The sequence below is a fragment of the Streptomyces sp. CB02058 genome (assembly GCF_001905505.1).
In the GTDB taxonomy this organism is placed as follows: Bacteria; Actinomycetota; Actinomycetes; order Streptomycetales; family Streptomycetaceae; genus Streptomyces.
This window is the reverse complement of the sequence record NZ_LIPG01000004.1, coordinates 631482-650121: the sequence shown is the minus strand read 5'-3', so window position 1 is coordinate 650121 and position 18640 is coordinate 631482. Positions and strand designations below refer to the sequence as shown.

Sequence of the window (18640 nt, the reverse complement as noted above, 5' to 3'; positions counted from 1 at the left end):
GGTTTCCTTAAGGGAGCGGGAGAGGGGGGCGGGGGTCTCAGGCGGCCGGTGCGGCCGGGGTCTGGTGGTAGACGGAGGTCCACACGGCATTGCGGATACGGGCGAACTCGGGGGAGAGCCGGATCTCCTCGGTACGCGGATACGGCAGGTCCACATCGATGACCGAGTGGATCCGCCCCGGCCGCGCCGCCATCACCACGACACGCCGGGCGAGATACACGGCCTCGTCCACGTCGTGCGTGACGAACAGGACCGTGCGCCGGTCCCGGCTCCAGGTGTCCAGGAGCTGGTCCTGCAACTGGACCCGGGTCAGCGCGTCCAGCGCCCCGAAGGGCTCGTCCATCAGCAGCACCTGAGGATCGACGGCGTACGCACGGGCGATGGCGCAGCGCTGCTTCATCCCGCCGGACAGCGTCTTGGGCAGCGCGTCGGCGAAGTCGGTGAGACCGACCAGCTCGATGGCGCGCTCCGCTCGCAGCCTGCGTTCCGTCGCGTCCACGGAGGCCAGTTTCAGCCCGAACTCGACGTTGCCGCGTACGGTCAGCCACGGGAACAGGGCGTACTGCTGGAAGATCACCCCGCGCTCGGGCCCGGGCCCGGTGACCGGCCGGCCGTCGACGAGGACCTCGCCGGACGTCGGGGCCGCGAGTCCGGCCGCCAGGTTGAGCAGGGTGCTCTTGCCGCACCCGGACGGGCCGACGACGGTGACGAACTCCTCGTCACCGATGTCGAGCGACACCTCGTCCAAGGCGGTGAAGGTGGTCTTCTTCAGCGGAAAGGTCCGTGACACGTTCCGGAAGGAGATCTTGGCGGTCATCGTGTCTCCTGCCAGCGGGTGAGGCGTCGTTCGGCGAGCAGCAGCAGCCGGTCCATCAGGAGGCCGAGCACGCCGATGGTGATCAGGCCGACGAAGATCGTCGGCAGGTCGTAGTAGAGCTGGGCCGTCTGCATCCGGAAGCCGAGGCCCTCCTGAGCGGCGATCAGTTCCGCGGCGACGAGGGTTCCCCAGGCCGAGCCGAGCCCGATCCGCATGCCCACGAGGATGAACGGCGCCGAGGCGGGGACGACCACCTTGAGGAAGATCGTCCCGTCACGGGCGCCCAGCACCCGCGCCGCGTCGATGAGCGTCCTGTCCACCCCGACCACGCCCTGGAAGGCGGCGACGACACTCGACAGGAACGCGGCCAGGAAGATCACGAACACCTTGGGCACCTCACCGATGCCCAGCAGCACGATGGCCAGCGGAATCATGGCCAGCGGCGGCACCGTGCGGAAGAACTGGACGTACGGCTCGAGCAGCCCGCGCGCCACCGGGTACCAGCCCATCAGGAAGCCCACCGGCACGGCGAGCAGCGTGCCCAGCGCGAAGCCGGTCAGGACGCGGCGCAGGCTGGCCAGCGAGTCGTCGAGCAGCGTGCCGTCCGAGATCAGCTCGCCCGCCCTGCCCGCCACGGCAGCGGGTCCGGGCAGCGCCTGCACCCCGAGCGAGGCCAGCCAGGCCCATACGCCCACGCCCGCCACCAGGGCGATCAGATTCAGGGCGAGCGCGGGGAGGCGGATGCCCTTCCGCCGGGGCGCGGGGGTACGTTCCGCGCCGTGCTGCACCGGTGCGGCCCGCTTCACGGGTGTCTCCGTGGAACTCATATCGCGTCCTCGGGAAGGTCGTCCTCGCCCGGAGCCGGGTAGCGGGCGAGCAGAGGGGATTCATGGAGGGCGAGCGCGACTCCGCCGAGCGCGCCGCCCGCCTCGCCGAGACCGGCGGGCAGCAGCTTCACGCGCCCCCGGGCCAACGGCAGGACATGGGCGTCGAGCGCCTCCTGGACCGGGCCCAGCAGCGCCTGGCCCGTCCGGGCGAGCTCGCCGCCCAGCACGATCACACCGGGACCGACGGCGTTGACGACCCCGGCCAGGACCGTGCCGGTCCGGGTTCCGGCGACGCGCAGCACCTCGTGCGCCGCCGCGTCGCCCTCGCCGAGCGCCGTCAGCAGCGCGGGGAAGCCGTCGGCACGTCCGCCGCGTTCACGGAAGGCGCCGAGGACGGGCCCGATCGACGCGATGGTCTCCAGGCACCCCCGGCCACCGCACTCGCACGGACCACCCTCGGGATCGGCGGTGATGTGGCCGAGCTCGCCGGCCAGACCGTCCACACCCCGGTGCAGCGAGCCGTTCACGACGAGCCCGCCGCCCACCCCGTGCGACAGCCGCAGATACAGCACGTCCTGGCTGGCGGCGGCGGCGCCCCAGGTGGACTCGGCGAGCGCGGCGAGCCTGGTGTTGTTGTCCAGCAGGACCGGGGCCCCGAACCGCTTGCCCAGCAGTCCGGCGAGCGCCGCCAGGGGCTTCTCGGGCGCGCCCCCGTCCGTCCGCACCGGGCCGACGACCCCGACGCCGACCGCGCCGGTCGTCCCGAGGGCGGCCAGCCGGAGCGTCCCCCCGGCCAGCGAGGCGACCAGCCGCTCGGCCAGCTCCACCCGGCCCTCCCAGGACAGCCCCGGGGGATGGGCACGGCTCGCCGAACCGATCACCTCGTGAGCCACGTTGGCAGCCGCCACATGAACGGCACGGCGGGCGAAATCGATGCCTACCGCCTGCCCGGCCGCGGGGTTGAGCGTGAGGTGTTCCACCGGCCGGCCACGCCTGCGCGGCCCGGGCTCCGCCGCGGCGGCCACCACCGCACCGCTCGCCACCAGGGTCCCGACTATGTCGTACAGCGTGGTACGCGAGAGACCGGCCTGGCGGCCGAGCTCCGCGCGGCTCTGCGGTCCGTGCCGGCGCAGCAGACCGAGTACGCGTTCCTCGTGCCCACGTCTCAGCCGCGAGAGAGGTCCACCGTGTGAGTGCATGGCGACCAGCATGATGACCGCGCGATTTTTTCGTCAATGACCCGGAAAAATATTCATGTTGCCGCAATGACGGCGGGATCAGGCCGAGCGCACACAGCGGAAACCGAGATTCCCCGTGGTGCTGTCGGGCGTGTTGCGGGTACGGGCGGCCACCCGGTAGCGGTTGCAGTACGAGCGATGGCACAGGTAGGAGCCACCCCGCATCACCTTGGTGTCACCCGCGCCCGGACCGCGCGGGTCGCTCCGGCGCCCGGCCGGATGCGTGGTTCCCCACCAGTCCTGGCACCACTCCCAGACATTGCCCGCCATGTTGTGCAGACCGAAGCCGTTCGGCTCGTAGGCGTCGACGGGCGCCGTGCCCGCGTAACCGTCCTCCGCCGTGTTCTTCGTGGGGAAGTGCCCCTGCCAGATGTTGCACCGGTGCTCGCCGCCCGGGGTCAGCTCGTCGCCCCACGGGTAGCGGGCCTGCTCCAGGCCGCCCCGCGCCGCGTACTCCCACTCGGCCTCCGTCGGCAGCCGGGCACCTGCCCAACGGGCGTACGCGCGGGCGTCGTTCCAGGACACATGCACCACGGGGTGGTCCACGCGTCCCTCGGTCCCGCTGCCGGGACCCTCGGGCCTGTCCCACCGGGCGCCCTCCACCCCGCACCACCACGGGGTGCCGTCCGGCCTGCCCGCGCCACGCCGCAGCGCGGCCGGAAGGAACCCGGCGAAGACGTACGACCAGCCGAAGCGCTCGGCCTCCGTGACGTGACCGGTGGCCGCCACGAACCGCGCGAACCTGCGGTTGCTGACCGCGTGTGCGTCGATGCGGAAGGCGGAGACCCGCACCTCGCGGACCGGCCCCTCGCCGTCGGCCCGGAAGCCCTCGGGATCCTCGGTCCCCATGAGGAACGACCCGCCGGGAAGCAGCACCATGCCGTCGTGGCCGGGTCCGCCTCCGGACGCGGCCGCGGGCTTGGGAAGCGCGGCGGAAACGCTCCCGGACGGGCCGTCAGACTTCCCGCGACCGGGAGAACAGCAGCTGGAGGGGGTGGTGTCGGTCATGGCGCGATCCTACGAGCCCCGCGACCACGCCTTTACACCCATGATCATCGCCGCCCAAACATGCCCCCGGCGTGGCGTGCCGTCCAACGGGTGACATCTGGCTCCCTGTCACACGATGGGCCCACCGACTCCCTCGAATGCGCCCGTCCCGAGTGGTGGGCCCCCAGGTTTCAGCTGACGGTGGATCACGTCGCACCCGTGATCCGATGAGCCGACAACCAGCCGGCCAGCGCGGGGGTGGCGAAAGGACTGTGTATCCATGCGCTCTGCCCGCACCCTGTTCGCATCGGCCGCCGTCACGGCGGTCCTCGCGGTCTCCGTCCCCGCCGCATACGCCGTGACCTCGGCCGACGGTTGGGACAAGGACAGCGGCTCCACCGCAAGCAGCAACGACGACCGTGAGAAGCCGGAGTCGTGGAAGCACGACAAGCCCGAGGGTGGTGTGCACGCCGGTGGCGGTGCGCTGGCCGGTGTGTCAGCTGATGACTGGGAGAAGGACAAGGGGTCCGGTAGCAATGCGGACCGTGAGAAGCCGGAGTCGTGGAAGCACGACAAGCCCGAGGGTGGTGTGCACGCCGGTGGCGGTGCGCTGGCCGGTGTGTCGGCTGATGACTGGGAGAAGGACAAGGGGTCCGGTAGCAATGCGGACCGTGAGAAGCCGGAGTCGTGGAAGCACGACAAGCCCGAGGGTGGTGTGCACGCCGGTGGCGGTGCGCTGGCCGGTGTGTCGGCTGATGACTGGGAGAAGGACAAGGGGTCCGGTAGCAATGCGGACCGTGAGAAGCCGGAGTCGTGGAAGCACGACAAGCCCGAGGGTGGTGTGCACGCCGGTGGCGGTGCGCTGGCCGGTGTGACGGCTGAGGACTGGGAGAAGGACAAGGAGTCCGGCTCCTCCAGCTCCGGGGACGGCGAGAAGACCTGGAAGCACGAGAAGCCCGAGGGCGGCGTGCACACCGGCGGTGGCGCGATGGCGCTCTCCGGCAGCGGTCTCGCCGCCGGTTCGGTGCTGATGCTCGGTGGTCTCGGTGCCGCCGCGTACAAGCTGCGCCGCCGCAACGCCTCCGGTGCCGCCGCGGTCTGACGGGCGCCCGAACCACCGAATGGATCATGCCGTGGCCGCCGCCCTCCCCAGGGCGGTGGCCGCGCCGATTTCCCCGCACACCTGCCGGGGTCCCTCCCGTTCTCCCGCACCTCCGCACGCGAAAGGCAGCATGCGCATGGCCGCCCAGCAGCCGTCCGAAGCAGACTCCGCCTCCCCGGCCCTCGGCCGCTCCCTGCTGTGGCCCGTCGCGGCGGTGGGCCTGGGTTTCCTCCTCGTCTACAACTCCTTCGACGCGTCGGCCGGAGTCCCGCCGACCCCTTCCATGGTCTCCCTGCCCGCCCCGTCCGCCTCGTCCGCACCGGCCTCACCGACGCCCTCGGCCTCACCGTCCACCGCCCCGCCGGGGCTGCCTCCGTCCGAACCCGAACGGATCTCGATCAAGTCCATCGCGGTCGACGCCCCCTTCACACCGCTCGCCATCGGACCGTCCGGACAGCTGAACGCGCCGCCCGCGAACGATCCCAACCTGGCCGGCTGGTTCAAGGACGGCGCGACCCCCGGAGAGCGGGGCACGTCGGTGGTCGCCGGGCATGTCGACACCAAGACGGGGCCCGCCGTGTTCCTGCTGCTCAGCACCCTCAAGGCAGGGAACACCGTGGACATCACCCGCGAGGACGGAAGTGTGGTCACCTTCAAGGTCGACTCGGTCGAGACGTTCAGCAAGGCGGACTTCCCGAACGACCGGGTGTACGCCGACAAGGGGAGCGCCCAGCTGCGGCTGATCACCTGCGGCGGTTTGTACGACAAGAAGGCGAAGGACTACAAGGACAACGTCGTGGTCTTCGCCCACCTGGCCTCCGCCAAGAACACCTGACGCCCGTCCGGGAACACCTGACGGCCGTTCGGGAGCACCTGGCGCCGTACGCGGCAACGCCTGATGCCCGGCCGGATCGGAGCGGCGCGCGGTCCCTGGAGGAGCGGCAGGGCACAGGCGGCGCCGGGCACGCACCGGCCGGGGAGCTGGGCCGGGCCACTACTATCCGACGGTGACCAGGACCCCCGCCGACGCGCGGACACACCAGGCGACGAGATCTCCGGCGCCGCGCCTCGTCGCCGAACGCCTCGACGGGCCGCACCCGCCGACCGCCCCGGCGGAGCTGGCCGCGCTGGCGGAGCTGCTGCCGCACGACGTGCCCCGGCAGCCGGAGGAGTCGCTCCTGCTGGCCGGGCTCTACGGGCGGCTCGGCATCCACCTCCCGGGCGGGCGGCTTCCCCGCTGGCGTGAGGCCGGGATGCCGGTGCGTGTGCGGATCGCCTGGACGCGGGCCGAGCTGCTCACGCGTCCCTCGGCGCTGCGGGACGAACGGCGGGGGGAGCTGCTCTACCAGGCCGTACGGAGCATCGACGCCGGTGACGCCCCCCGCCCCGACCTCCTGGTGGCCGAACTCGCGGGCACCGGTGACCCGGTGCTGCGGACCGAGGCGGTCAGGCTGATCCGCCAGGGACTTCATGCCGGTCTGCTCGCGCCCGGCCTCGCCAGGACCCGTCTCGACCGGCTGCTCGACGCGGGGGCGGGCGACGTGCGGCCGGGCGAGCGAGCCGTGGCGGCCGCCGTCCTGGAGGAACTGGCCCAGCCGTGGGCCGCCTCGGACCCGCTGCCCCAGGCGCGTATCGCTCCCTACCTCGCCCCAGGCAGGCCGGTCCCCGTCGCCGTCCTCGCGCTCGACGCCGCTGTCCGGCACGGCCATGGAGGGCTGCTGCCCCGGGTCGCGGCCGACACCTCCGTACCTCCCCTCGTACGCCGGGCGGCCATGGAACGCCTCGGCGGACTGGCGGAACGCGGTGACATCGGGGCGCTCCTGGACATCGCGGCGGAGGACCCGTTGCTGCTCGCCGGGCCCGCGGTGACCTGCTTGCAAGGGCTGCACCGGCGCGGGCACTTCCCCGAGGAGTCCAGGGCACCGGATGTCGTCGGGCTGGCGCTCGCCGATCACTCCATCGATCCCCGCACGGTCGCGACGATTCTCTACACCTGCCGAACGGCCGTGCTCGGCCTGCTCGTCGAGGCGCCGCCGGACGACCCGGGCTGGCCGCGCCGGATCGCGCTGCTCGTCGCCCTGGCGGAGCAGGGCACCGGAGAGCTCCCGATCGGAGCGGCCCTCACCCGTCTCCTTCCCTCCGCCCCAGTCCCCGGGCCCTTCCTCGAAGCGATCCGCGAACTCCGGTACGAGGAAGCCGAGGAGGCCGTGCTCGACCTGCTGCCCCGGGCACCAGAAGCGGCTCTCCGCACCCTCGAAGCCATCGGCGGACCCCGCACCGTCGCGACGCTGGCCCAGGCCCTCGGCCCGAGTGCCGACGGCCGTGACATCGCGGTCCATCTGCGCCCCGTCCGCCACCGGGCCGTCGAGCTCCTCTGGCAGCTGAACACCGATCCCGGCCTGCGGCGCGACCTCCTCGCCCGTCTGGATCCCGCCGCCCTGCCGCCCGCCGTCGCGGCCGACCTGGGAGCCCCGGACGAGCGGGAACTGACCCTGCTGCACGCGCGACCCGATCCCCCCGACCCCGTCGCCGCGCTGTGCGCGCTGGCTGCCCACGGCAGCGCGGCCGGCCTGCCGGCCGTCACCGCACTCCTTCTGCGGACCGTGAGCGAACTGGCCGCGTCGTGGGAGACGGTCGACACCGGCGCACAGCCCGAACCGGCCCGCGCCGGGGAACCCGTCGTGCCCCAGGAGATCCTGCACGCGATACGCGGCCTCGGCGCCCGGCTGCACGAGCGGCGCCGGATACGGCCGTCCTGCCTGCTCGACGCCCCCGGTCCCGGAGCGGCGGGCGACGCACTGCTGGCCGGGATCGTGCTGGACCTGCTGGAGCGGCCCGGGCTCCCGGCCCGTCAGCAGTCGATCCTCCTCGAAGCCCTGCGGCACGCCCCCTCGGCACGGGCCCGCCCCCGCGTGCACCGGCTGCTGCGCCACCCCGATCCTCAGGTGCGCAAGCAGGTGATCGCACTTCTTGCCATGGACGCGGAGGGTGAGGACGCACAGGCGCTGTCGGCCACACTGATCGCTCTGACCAGGGCCGATGACATCCAGACCGTGCGTCAGGCGCTGCTGGCCCTCGGCCACGCGCGGGCGCGCTGGGCCTGCCCCGCCATCACCGCCCAGCTCGGCCACCCCACCATGAACATCCGGAAGACCGCCGCGACGGTGCTGGCCCGCGCCGGGACGCCCGCGGCCGTGCCCGGCCTCCTTCACACCCTCGGCCACCACGACAACCCCGGCCTGCGGGCCGAGGCCGTCACAGCGCTGGAGGCGATCCTCGGCGACGCCCGCACGGCCACGGTCCTGGCCGCCGCCGCACGCGCCCGCGATCCCCGGGAGCGCACCCTGCTCCTGCGCAGCCTCGACCGGCTGCCGGCCTCCCGCACGGTGCTCGCCCTGGCCGAACAGGGCTCTCCGGTCGTCCCCGGCCTGCTCGCGCTCCTCGCGGACGGCCGAATACGCCTCGGTTCGGGGAGCGCCGCGGATCTCGGGGAACTGTTCGCCGCGCACGGCATCACCCGATCCGCCGACGTGGCCGGCGCGCCCTCGCCGGCCGCCGACGCCGACGTGCTCCTCACCCACGGCTGGAACGCCACGACCGCCCTGCGCATCGCGGAGAGCCCGGACGTCCTCGATCCGGCACGCCTGCGGGGGCTGCGGCCGATGCTCGCCGCGTGGCTCGGCCTGGCCCGCTCGTCGCCGGCCGCCGCCGCGGGCCGGGTGCTGGGCCTCGTCCTGCGGATGTGCCCCGCCCCGTGGACGGACGACGAGCTGCGGATCCTCGCGGGTTCCGCCCGGACGCTGGCCGACGGGCTCGCCGGTGACCGGGAGCGGCGGCCCGGGCTCCTCGCCGTACTCCGCGCCGTGGCACCGTTGCTGCCCGGTGCCGAGCGCGCGGTCCTCGCCGAGGCCGTACGCGCCCTGTCACCCGCACCGCACCTGCCCGCACTGCTCCTGCTGAAGGCGTGCGGGGCCGTGCTGACGGGCGACGATCTGGACCGGGCGCTCGCCGCCGCCCGCCTCGACACCGATGCCCCGGACGCCGAAGCCTCCGTTCTGCGCGAGGCGTTCGGAGCCCCCGTCCCGCACGCCGACGGCGACGCGGAGGGCTGGCGGACCGGGCTGCGCGCGGCGGCCCGCTCGGGGGAGGCTCTGGAGGGGTTCCGGCGCCTGGAACAGCCGGCGCCGGGCTCCCGGCACCGGCTCTCGGCCCTCATGGAGGTCTACCCGGAGGCCGGTGACGACCGCGCGCGTGCCCTGCTCGTCGCCTGGATGACGGCCCTTCAGCCGCTCGGCGTACCCCCGTGGACCCTCGCGGAGACCACGGGCCCGGCTTCGGAAGTCGTACACGCCCGGGATCTCGACCAGCCGCGTTCCGCCGCGCAGCGCACCCGGCTGCTGGAGATGCTGGAAGCGGCCGATGCCGGCCGCAGGGACGCGGCGGCCACCCGCCTCCTCGACTGGCCCGAGCCGGAGGCCGCACGCGCGGTGCTCCACGCGTATCTGCGGGGCCGCGTGCGGACGCCGCCCGGGAGCCGCCTCGCCCGTGCCCTGACCACCGTCGGACCGGCGGGTCTGGAGGACGGTGACATCGTGCCCGGCAGGGTCGTCGGACTCGCCCGGTACCTCGGGCCCTGGGACCTCGTCCCCTTCGTCCCGCTGCTGCTCGGGTGGTGGGAGGACGGCCCCGCCGCACTCCGCGCGGAGACCGCCCTCGCCCTGCGTTCGGCCCCGGCCGATGTGCTCGCGGACCGTCTGCGGACCCGGCTGGAGGCGGGTGCATGGGGGTTCCTGGACCTGCTGGCGGGGCAGCGGCTGTCGGTGTCACCGGAGATGACGCGTGTCCGGGACCGGCTGCGCGCCGAGGGGCGCGACGACCTCGCCGACGGGCTCCTCCTGGACGAAGGACCCGGCTCCGCCCCTCGTGAGGCGGCCCCGCCGACGGCCGTCCACCGCCCGGGGCGTACGGAGCTGCTGGACCTGGCCCGTACCGGAGGTCCTGAGCAGATCCGCCGGGCGCTCTCCCGGCTGGTGGAGGAGCACGGGGGCCGGAGCGCCGACCGCGACCCGGAACTGAGGGATGTGATCGGCGTACTGCTGACCCATCCCAGGCCGAAGGTCAGACTGCACGCGCACCGGACCTCGCGGTCCGTGCTCGACCGGCCCTCCCACCTGCTCCACACCGCCGTACTGCTGGACGACCCGCAGCCGGACATCAGACGCATGGCGATCAGGACGCTCTGCCACGCCTCCTGGGAACCCGCCGTCCCCACGGTGGTCGCCCTGCTCGACCACCCGCACCCGGCGGTCCGGGCGGAGGCGGCCGACGGGCTGCTGCTGATGGGCCCGGCGGCCGTTCCGGCTCTCCGGCACGCCGCCGCCCGTGCCCGCCCGGACAGGCGGACCCGCTACACCGAGGTGCTGGACCGCCTCACCGGCCCCGGGGGAGAGGGGGCCGCCCTCTGAGAGCGGTCAGTCCTGCCGGTCCGCGACGGCGACCTGGTGCAGTGTGCGGCCCGTGCGCGCAGAACGCGCGTGGTACGGATCGGGCGTGCCCGGCCGGTCGTGGACGGCCTGGCGGTCGTTGGCCTTGATCAGGAGCCAGGCCTCGGGTCCCGGCGTCCCGTCCTGGTCGTCGATGCGGAAGCGGGTGAGGGCGAACTCGCCGCGCAGCTTGGTCCCGTCCAGCCAGAACGTCGCGTGACCGCGCTCCAGGGACTCGGCGAACGGAACCGGATCCCCCTCGAGGTCGTGGCTGAGCGGTCTGTAGGTGCCCTGGTCCCAGACGATCACGGTGCCGCTGCCCTGCTCGTCCTGCGGGATGACTCCCTCGAACTCGCGGTACTCCAGGGGATGGTCCTCCGTCGGCACGGCCAGCCGTTTGTCCCGGGGGTTGTCCGAGGGGCCGCGCGGCACGGCCCAGGACTTCAGGACGCCGTCGACCTCGAGACGGAAGTCGAAGTGCATACGCCGGGCGTCGTGGATCTGCACCACGAAACGCCGTGTGCTCTCGCTGTCCACGCCTGATCCTTCCGCCGGGATGCCGCCGGACGACGCGCGTCCCGTCCCGTGGAGGCCGCGGGAACCCGGCACCGTCCCTGCCCGTACCTCCACTGTGCCGCCGCCGACCGCGCGCCGCACGACGGCCGCCGTACGGGCGGTCCGCTGCGGACGGGCCGGTCAGCCGGTGTACCGCGCCAGCGCGGCGTCGGCCGCCGCGCGGGAGCGGTGCCACCAGGTGGTGACCGGCTCCCAGACCCGGATTCCGTCCGGAGACCCCAGGGACGCGGCGCCGAACGTCCGGCCGCGGTGCGCGGGGTCGGCGGCGACCGTCAGCCGGTCCACCACCCGCAGCTCCGTCGCCGCCGGGTCCAGGGTGCGCACGGCCGCGTACGCCGAACCGCCGGCGGGTACGCGGAACGCGCCGCTCCCGCCCTCGGGCACCGGCAGGGCAGGGCCGTCCAGGTCCCCGAAGACCACCGTCGGGACGCGGTCGACCACACAGGCGTGCCGGCCGTGGTTGGTGACGCCGATCCGCAGCGTCGAGGGCCGCCCCGAGGCCTTGGCGGTGACGGTCAGGACGCTTTCCCGGCACGCCGGGGGAGCGGGGGTGGCGGCCGCGGGTGAGGAGGCCGTCGCGACGCCTGCCGGGGCCGACAGGGCGAGAGCCAGGAGGAGAGCGGCGGGAAGGGCGACTTCGGTACGGATGCGCATGAGTTGTCCGTTCCCTGCCGCGGCGACTTCTACCCGTACCCGCCCGGTCTGGACCAGATCCTTGACGGGTCTTCGGCCGCTGCATTAAATCAAGTGTTGAAAGATGCGCGTGGGGCCGGTGTGCCAAGCGTTCACCTCTCAGCGCGTATCTGTCATGCGCATGACTTGTTCCCCCACAGTTTCCCCCCACAGGAAATGATGTGATGACCGTGCCATCCCCCCACCACGCAGTGCGGCGCCTCTCCAGGAAGCGCCGCGCCACGATCTACGCGCTCTCCCTGCTCTGCTGCTCCGTCGCCATGACCGCCCTTCCCGCCGGAGCCTCGGCCGCACCCGACCCCCGCACGGCCGCGTCCTCCTCCACGTCCGGCGCGGCGGCCGTCGCCTTCGCCGACGAGTTCGACGGGCCGGCGGGCTCCGCCGTCGACGGTGCCAAGTGGCTGACCGAGACCGGCGACAACGTCAGCAACCACGAACGGCAGTACTACACGGCCGGCACCAGCAACGCCGCCCTCGACGGCCAGGGCAACCTCGTCATCACCGCACGCAAGGAGAACCCCGGCAACTACCAGTGCTGGTACGGGACCTGCGAGTACACCTCGTCCCGCCTCAACACCTCGGGGAGGTTCACGTCGACGTACGGTCATGTCGAGAGCCGGATGAAGATCCCGCGCGGTCAGGGCATCTGGCCCGCGTTCTGGATGCTGGGCGCCGACATCGGCAGTGTGGGATGGCCCAACAGCGGTGAGATCGACATCATGGAGAATGTCGGCTTCGAGCCCGGCACCGTCCATGGAACCCTGCACGGTCCGGGGTACTCGGGTTCGGGCGGCATCGGCGCCGGTTACACGCTGCCGGGCGGGGCGGCGTTCGCCGACGACTTCCACACCTTCGCCGTGGACTGGGCGCCCGACTCGATCACCTGGTCGGTGGACGGCACGGTGTACCAGCGCCGCACGCCCGCCGATCTCAACGGCAACCAGTGGGTGTTCGACAAGCCGTTCTTCCTCATCCTGAACCTCGCGGTGGGCGGCTACTGGCCGGGTGACCCCGACGGCAGCACCACCTTCCCGCAGCAACTCGTCGTCGACTACGTCCGCGTGACCACCGGCGACTGACCACGGGGAACCGAGCACGGGGGGCGGGGCCGGCGGTGGACACCACCGCCGGCCCCGTCGGCATGTCCGCGCTCCGCCGCGACGGCCGGCGCGGCCCCGTGACGAGGATCGCCGCCCAGGCCTCCGCGAGGAGTGGTGGAGCGGGCCCGCCGCCGGCCGCGCGCGCCGACGTAGCATGATCCGCATGGAGCAGCGCACACTCGGCAGGACCGGCCGTGACGTATCGGTCGTCGGACAGGGCACATGGCAGCTGGGCGGGGACTGGGGCGAGGTGCGGGAGGCCGACGCCTTCGCCGTCCTGGACGCCGCCGTCGAGTCCGGGGTCACCTTCTTCGACACCGCGGACGTCTACGGCGACGGCCGCAGCGAACAGCTCATCGGCCGCTATCTGAAGGACCGGCCGGACGCGGACGTCTTCGTCGCCACCAAGATGGGACGACGCGCCGACCAGCTTCCCGCGAACTACGTCCTGGACAACTTCCGTACCTGGAACGACCGCTCGCGCGCCAACCTCGGCGTCGACACCCTCGATCTCGTACAACTGCACTGCCCGCCGACGGCCGTCTACTCCTCGGACGCCGTCTACGACGCACTCGACACCCTCGTCGCCGAGCAGCGCGTCGCCGCCTACGCGGTGAGCGTCGAGACGTGCGCCGAGGCGCTCACGGCCATCGCCAGGCCGGGTGTCGCCAGCGTGCAGATCATCCTCAACCCGTTCCGCCTGAAGCCCCTCGACGAGGTGCTGCCCGCCGCCGTCGAGGCCGGGGTCGGCATCATCGCCCGGGTGCCTCTCGCCTCCGGGCTGCTGTCCGGCAGGTACACCGCGGAGACCGTCTTCGCGCCCGAGGACCACCGCACGTACAACCGCCACGGGGAGGCGTTCGACCAGGGTGAGACCTTCTCCGGCGTGGACTACGCGACCGGTGTGTCCGCGGCGGCGGAATTCGCCGGGCTCGCTCCCCAGGGTGCCACCCCGGCGCAGACGGCGCTGCGCTGGATCATCCAGCAGTCCGGCGTCACCAGCGTCATCCCCGGTGCCCGCTCCGTCGAGCAGGCCCGCGCCAACGCGTCGGCCGCCGCGCTTCCGGCACTGCCGCAGAGCACGCTGGACGCTGTGCGCGACCTGTACGACCGCCGGATCCGCGCGGAGGTCCACTCGCGCTGGTGACCCGGGGGCTCAGTCGTCCTCGTCGTCCTGCCCGTCGTCGTTCCGACCGCCGCCGTCCTGTCCGCCGTCGTTCCGGGCGGGCTCGGCGGCCGGATCGGCGGAGGGGTCCGACGCGGGGTCGGCCTGGGCCGGCGTCCCGACGCCGGCCGTGGGGGTGGAACCGGGGTCCGGGGTGTCCGCCGCCCCGGTGTCCGGAGCGAAGAGGACCGTCCCCAGGTAGACCGCCGCCACGAAGGCGACCGTCCCGGCCACGGCGCTCGCCACACGCGGGCGGCGCCGGATGGCCTCACTCGTGCTGATCCGGCGCGTGCCCGCCGATCTGGACGCCCTGGGGGCGGGCGCCGCCCGTCTGCGGCCGGTGGCCTGCGGAAGTCTGTACGTCGACATGCCCCCGGTGGAGGGGGAGCCCGGGGCCTGAGCCGGTGCGGACACGACCGGGGGAGCGGCCCGCCGTGCGGCGGGCGTGTGCCGGGGCAGCGGCTCGGGGCGCCCGCGCCAGGCATCCGTCCGGAACCAGTCGGAGACCTGCTGCGCGCTCGGCCGGTCCTCGGGCTTCTTCGCCAGCAGGCCCAGCAGGTACGAGTCGAAGGCGGGGGAGACGTCCGCACCCCGCTGTCTGACCGGCACCGGAGGCGTGTCCACGTGCTGATAGAGCGTTGCGGTCGCCGTGTCCGAACGGAACGGCGGCTGGCCGACCAGCAGTTGGTAGATGACACAGCCGAGGGAGTACATGTCCGACGCGGAGTCCGCCGTACGGCCCAGGGCCCGCTCGGGAGCCAGGTACAGACTCGTACCGACGATGTGGCCCGCCGTGGTCAGCGCCGTCGAGGGATCGTCGACGAACTGCGCGATGCCGAAGTCACCGATCTTCACCGACCCGTCGGCGTCCAGCATGAGGTTGCCGGGCTTGATGTCGCGGTGGACGATGCCCTGCCGGTGCGCCGCGGCCAGACCGGCGGCGGCCTCTCCCGCGATGCGCGCCACCTGTTCGGGATGGACGGTCTCCTGGGACTCCAGCAGATCCCCGAGGCTACGGCCCTCGACCAGCTCCATCACCAGATAGAAGCGGTCCTCCCAGGAGCCGAAGTCGAAGACGGCCACCAGATGAGGGTGGCTCAGGCGCGCGGCCGTCTGTGCCTCCAGGCGGAAACGCGCGGTCGACGAGGCGTCGGCCTGGTCCCCCAGCAGCAGCTTCACGGCCACGGGGCGCCCCAGCACTTCGTCCGTGGCGCGCCACACCTCACCCATACCGCCACGGCCGATGGGGGATATCAGCCGGTACCGTCCAGCAACCAGCACCTGTGCACACCAATCTCGAATTGTGGCCCGCTCCGAACTGCCGCGGCGGTGACCTCGTCGGGCTCAAACGCCTCGGTACGGTGCGTCGGGTGCGCGGCATGATCAGGATATCCGCCCGCCGGACCTCCGGACGCCCGGGCATCCGCAGGGACGCCGATTCCGGCCAATCCAGCTGTCCGACCGGCTCGTTCCCGCTCAGTCGGCGGCAAACCAGTCGAGGACCGCGGCAGCCCGGAACTCCGCCTGCCCGCCAGCCCGGGAAGAGCAGCTCCGCCTCCCGGAACGCGGCCTCGTCCGCGGCCGTTCCGGCGTAGGGAACGGCGACGCAGCGCATGCCCGCCGCGTGCGCGGCCCGGACGCCAGGGACGGCGTCCTCCAGGACCACGCAGGAGGCCGGCTCCGCGCCGAGCCGCCGCGCGGCCTCGAGGAAGACATCCGGCTCGGGCTTTCCGCGCGCGACCTCCTCGGCGGACACGTACACGGGGATGTGGGCGTCCAGTCCCGTGACCGCGAGCGTGGCCTCGATCGCCGCCCGGGACGAACCGGACGCCACCGCCATCGGGACCCCTCGGCCGTGCAACCGCTCGACCAGGGCGCGCATCTCGGGGAAGGCGGTGGTGGATGTCCCCGCGAGCTCCAGGTAGAGGGCGTTCTTGGCGGTCAGCAGCTCGTCGACCGGCGCCTGGATCCCGTACTCCGCACGCAGGACGGTGAGGGTCTCGCGGGTGCCGATGCCGATGAAGCGGGTGTGGTTCTCCCAGCTGAAGTCCTTCACGCCGTACCGCGCGAGGAGCCGGCGCCCGGCCTCGTAGTAGTTCGGCTCGCTGTCGACGAGCGTTCCGTCGAGATCGAGGAGGACGGCCGGGGCCTGTACACGCGGGGAGCTCATGGCCCCCAGCATGCCCGACGGCTACCGGGCGGGACCTCCGGGGCCGCGAGGTCCCCGTGCCTGCCGCCATGCCCCCGCCGGGGTGTCCGTGGTGCTAGCCGGAGCCTTCCGCCCTGCCCGGCTGCGCCCGGCCCGAGCCGTCCGCCGTGCGGCCCACCGCTTCGACCAGCGGCAGCACCCGGTGGGCCACCCGCTCGCGCAGGGCCACGTCGGTCCGGGTCCTGACCACGCCCGGGAGCTGGATCAGCCGCTGGATCACGTCCTCCAGATGCCCGTTGTCGCGGGCCACCACCCGGGTCAGCAGATCCCCGCCCCCGGTGGTCGAGAACGCCTCGATGATCTCCGGTACGGCGGCGAGTGCGTCCCCCACCTCGTCCAGATGCCCCTGGGTGACCTCCAGATGGACGAACGCGAGCACCGGGTGGCCGAGGGCCGCAGGGGACAGCGCCGGGCCCGTGCCCGTGATCACCCCGTCCCGCTCCAGCCGGTCCAGGCGCGCCTGGAGGGTGCCGCGCGCCACTCCGAGGATGCGCGCGTACTCGCGCACGCTGGTGCGCGGCTGCTCGATGAGCAGCCGCAGGATGCGGGTGTCGAGGGCGTCCACCGCCATGGCCGGCCGTGCTCCTTGGGGCTGGGTGATCCTCCTGGCCGGGAGATCAGTGGCACGACTGTACTTCCTGCTCACGGGAACCGGCGGACGCCCGTTCGGAGCCCCGCGTCCGGCCCCGGACCGGTCCGTACCGCGCCGTCGCGGCACCCGGTCGGGTGCCGTGACGGCGCGGGGGTCGACGGGTCCTGGGCCCGTCAGCGCCCCCGGGACGGGGTCAGCCGCAGCAGCGTTCCCTCGCCGTCGCCCGACAGGACGAGTGATCCGTCCGGCGTGGCGGCGATCCCGGCGAAGCGGCGGGCCATCCCCGGCAGGCCGTTGGCGAACAGCGCGGGTTCCTCCTCCCGGGTACGGGGCTCCTCGCCCGGAGCGCGCCCGAGCGGCAGGTCCTCGGCCTCGGTCCAGCTCGTCCGGGAACTCAGGGAGATGCCGCGCACCCTGCGGTGCCCGGTCTCCACCGCGTACAGCTCGTCGCCCAGGATCGTCAGGCCCTGCGGCGCGCCGAGCCCGTCCGCGACGACGACGGGCGGCGCGTCCAGCTCGAGACGGAGCACGGTGCCCGCCTCCTCGTCGCTCACGTAGCACCGTCCCGCGGAGTCCAGGGCCACGTCGACCGGGCGCCCGAGCCCCGTGGCGAGCACCGTGACCGTGTCGTCGTCGGCGACGGAGACGACCCGGCCGCCGTCCGCCTCCGCGACGACGAGCGCACCGGCGGGATCCACCGCGATGCCCATCGGCCGCTTCAGGCCCCGCAGGCGCGTCCGCAGGGTTCCGTGCCGGGGGTCGTAGGTGCGGACGTCCCCGAACTGCGAGGTGAGGTGCAGGACTTCACCGTCTGCCGCGATGCCGTGGGCGAAGGGGGCCAGGACATGGCTGGTCACACCGCCCGCGTCCGCCCCGGACGCGTCGGCGGCCGGCACCCCCTCATGGGTGGCCGAGGGGCTCGCCACCCGGTAGTGGTCGGCCGCGTACACCGTGCCGCCGGGGCCGACCGTCACGCCGTACGGGCCGTCGAACCCGCGGGGCACGATCACCCGGGTCCGCCCGTCCGGGTGCAGCTCGGTGACGCCGCCGCTGGCGTAGCTGGAGACGAACATGCGGTTCTCCGCGTCGAAGGCCGCGTTGTCCAGCCCCACCAGGCCACTGGTGACCGGGGTGCGGGAGCCGGTGCCGTGCAGGTCGATCCGGGTGACCCGGCCCTCGGGGCCCATCGACAGGACGTGCAGCACCCCGGCGAGGTCGAAGCGCACCGCGACCGGCCGGTCCACCTGGTCCGCGACCATCTCGGGAGCTCCGCCGTCCGGAGGGATGCGCCAGATCTGCTCGCTGATCATGTGCGGGTAGTAGAGGTACCCGTCCGGGCCCAACTGCATCGCGTTGCCCATGGCGAGCCCCTGGGTGAGCACGACCGGCTCGCCCCCGTCCGGGAAGAGCTCCAGCAGACGGCCGTCCGGCTTCATCTCGTTGACGAACAGCCGGTCGCCGACGCAGGTGATGCCGTTGGGGTTGTGGACCTCGTCGCAGACCAGGGAGTACTCGCCCCCCGGGCTGCGCCGCCACACGCGGCCCGGCACCAGGTCGGCGATGTACATCGATCCGTCCGCCCCGAAGGCGAGATCGTCCGGTGACTGGACCGGCCCGCCCCTGGGCACGACGACGTCGAGGTCCCCGCCGTCGAGGTCGACCGCGCTGATCCGGCCGCCCAGGAACTCGGCGACGTACAGCCGCCCGTCCGGACCGAACGCGATGCCGTTCGAGCCCCACAGCGGGTTGGCCGGGTTGAGCCTCTCGGCGGACGGATGTGCGCCGCGCGCACGTGTCCCGTCGAACCTGCTCGGGCGGGTGGCCTGCCGCTGGTCCCCCTCGCGCACCCGG

General features: G+C 73.3%; 14 protein-coding genes and 1 pseudogene. 5 read left to right on the top strand and 10 right to left on the bottom strand.

All coding sequences use genetic code 11. The annotated features are described in order from the left end of the window. Positions 1–37: 37 nt before the first annotated feature. The 4 genes from AMK10_RS23470 to AMK10_RS23455 all read right to left on the bottom strand — a co-directional run bounded on the left by AMK10_RS23470 (position 38) and on the right by AMK10_RS23455 (position 3890). Positions 38–817 (bottom strand): ABC transporter ATP-binding protein, encoded by a 780-nt coding sequence (locus AMK10_RS23470; protein ID WP_073749870.1) that lies wholly within the window; start codon positions 815–817, stop codon positions 38–40. Then, entirely contained in the window at positions 814–1644 is an 831-nt protein-coding gene (locus AMK10_RS23465; protein ID WP_073749869.1) for an ABC transporter permease, read from the bottom strand. Before AMK10_RS23465 ends, AMK10_RS23470 begins: the two co-directional genes overlap by 4 nt. Continuing rightward, positions 1641–2855, bottom strand: coding sequence for an ROK family protein (locus tag AMK10_RS23460; RefSeq protein ID WP_073749868.1), 1215 nt, complete (start codon positions 2853–2855; stop codon positions 1641–1643). Before AMK10_RS23460 ends, AMK10_RS23465 begins: the two co-directional genes overlap by 4 nt. A gap of 66 nt (positions 2856–2921) precedes the next feature. After that, positions 2922–3890 (bottom strand): formylglycine-generating enzyme family protein, encoded by a 969-nt coding sequence (locus AMK10_RS23455; protein WP_073749867.1) that lies wholly within the window; start codon positions 3888–3890, stop codon positions 2922–2924. A 259-nt stretch (positions 3891–4149) separates the two neighbouring features. Between AMK10_RS23455 and AMK10_RS23450 the strand changes: the two genes are divergently transcribed. The 3 genes from AMK10_RS23450 (at position 4150) to AMK10_RS23440 (ending at position 10436) form a co-directional block, all read left to right on the top strand. Further along, positions 4150–4971, top strand: coding sequence for a hypothetical protein (locus AMK10_RS23450; protein WP_073749866.1), 822 nt, complete (start codon positions 4150–4152; stop codon positions 4969–4971). A 136-nt stretch (positions 4972–5107) separates the two neighbouring features. Continuing rightward, complete coding sequence (locus tag AMK10_RS23445; protein ID WP_073750174.1) at positions 5108–5806, top strand: class F sortase; 699 nt, start codon at positions 5108–5110, stop codon at positions 5804–5806. A 172-nt stretch (positions 5807–5978) separates the two neighbouring features. After that, on the top strand, positions 5979–10436 hold the full coding sequence (locus tag AMK10_RS23440; protein WP_073749865.1) for a HEAT repeat domain-containing protein: 4458 nt from the start codon (positions 5979–5981) through the stop codon (positions 10434–10436). A 6-nt stretch (positions 10437–10442) separates the two neighbouring features. Here the strand turns inward: AMK10_RS23440 and AMK10_RS23435 are convergent, their stop codons facing one another. Next, the gene (locus AMK10_RS23435) at positions 10443–10991 is read right to left on the bottom strand and encodes a DNA polymerase ligase N-terminal domain-containing protein (RefSeq protein ID WP_241839642.1); all 549 of its coding nucleotides are present in this window, start codon (positions 10989–10991) and stop codon (positions 10443–10445) included. 159 nt (positions 10992–11150) lie between these two features. After that, a complete protein-coding gene (locus AMK10_RS23430; protein ID WP_073749864.1) occupies positions 11151–11684 on the bottom strand; it encodes a DUF4232 domain-containing protein in 534 nt (177 codons plus the stop codon). A 203-nt stretch (positions 11685–11887) separates the two neighbouring features. Here AMK10_RS23430 and AMK10_RS23425 point away from each other — a divergent pair, with 203 nt between their 5' ends. Further along, entirely contained in the window at positions 11888–12802 is a 915-nt protein-coding gene (locus tag AMK10_RS23425) for a glycoside hydrolase family 16 protein (RefSeq protein ID WP_073749863.1), read from the top strand. A 175-nt stretch (positions 12803–12977) separates the two neighbouring features. Then, positions 12978–13970 (top strand): aldo/keto reductase, encoded by a 993-nt coding sequence (locus AMK10_RS23420; RefSeq protein ID WP_198959767.1) that lies wholly within the window; start codon positions 12978–12980, stop codon positions 13968–13970. Positions 13971–13979: 9 nt separating this feature from the next. On the opposite strand, the gene AMK10_RS23415 is transcribed toward AMK10_RS23420, so the two are convergent. The 4 genes and pseudogenes from AMK10_RS23415 to AMK10_RS23400 all read right to left on the bottom strand — a co-directional run bounded on the left by AMK10_RS23415 (position 13980) and on the right by AMK10_RS23400 (position 18636). Beyond that, positions 13980–15218, bottom strand: a complete 1239-nt coding sequence (locus AMK10_RS23415) for a serine/threonine-protein kinase (protein ID WP_073749862.1) — start codon at positions 15216–15218, stop codon at positions 13980–13982. Between the two features lie 246 nt (positions 15219–15464). Further along, positions 15465–16158: pseudogene (locus tag AMK10_RS23410) on the bottom strand (HAD family hydrolase). 94 nt (positions 16159–16252) lie between these two features. Next, positions 16253–16768, bottom strand: coding sequence for an Lrp/AsnC family transcriptional regulator (locus AMK10_RS23405; RefSeq protein WP_073749861.1), 516 nt, complete (start codon positions 16766–16768; stop codon positions 16253–16255). Positions 16769–16962: 194 nt separating this feature from the next. Beyond that, positions 16963–18636: a hypothetical protein gene (locus AMK10_RS23400; protein WP_107428484.1), complete on the bottom strand. Its 1674-nt coding sequence runs from the start codon at positions 18634–18636 to the stop codon at positions 16963–16965. Between the last annotated feature and the right edge of the window lie 4 nt (positions 18637–18640).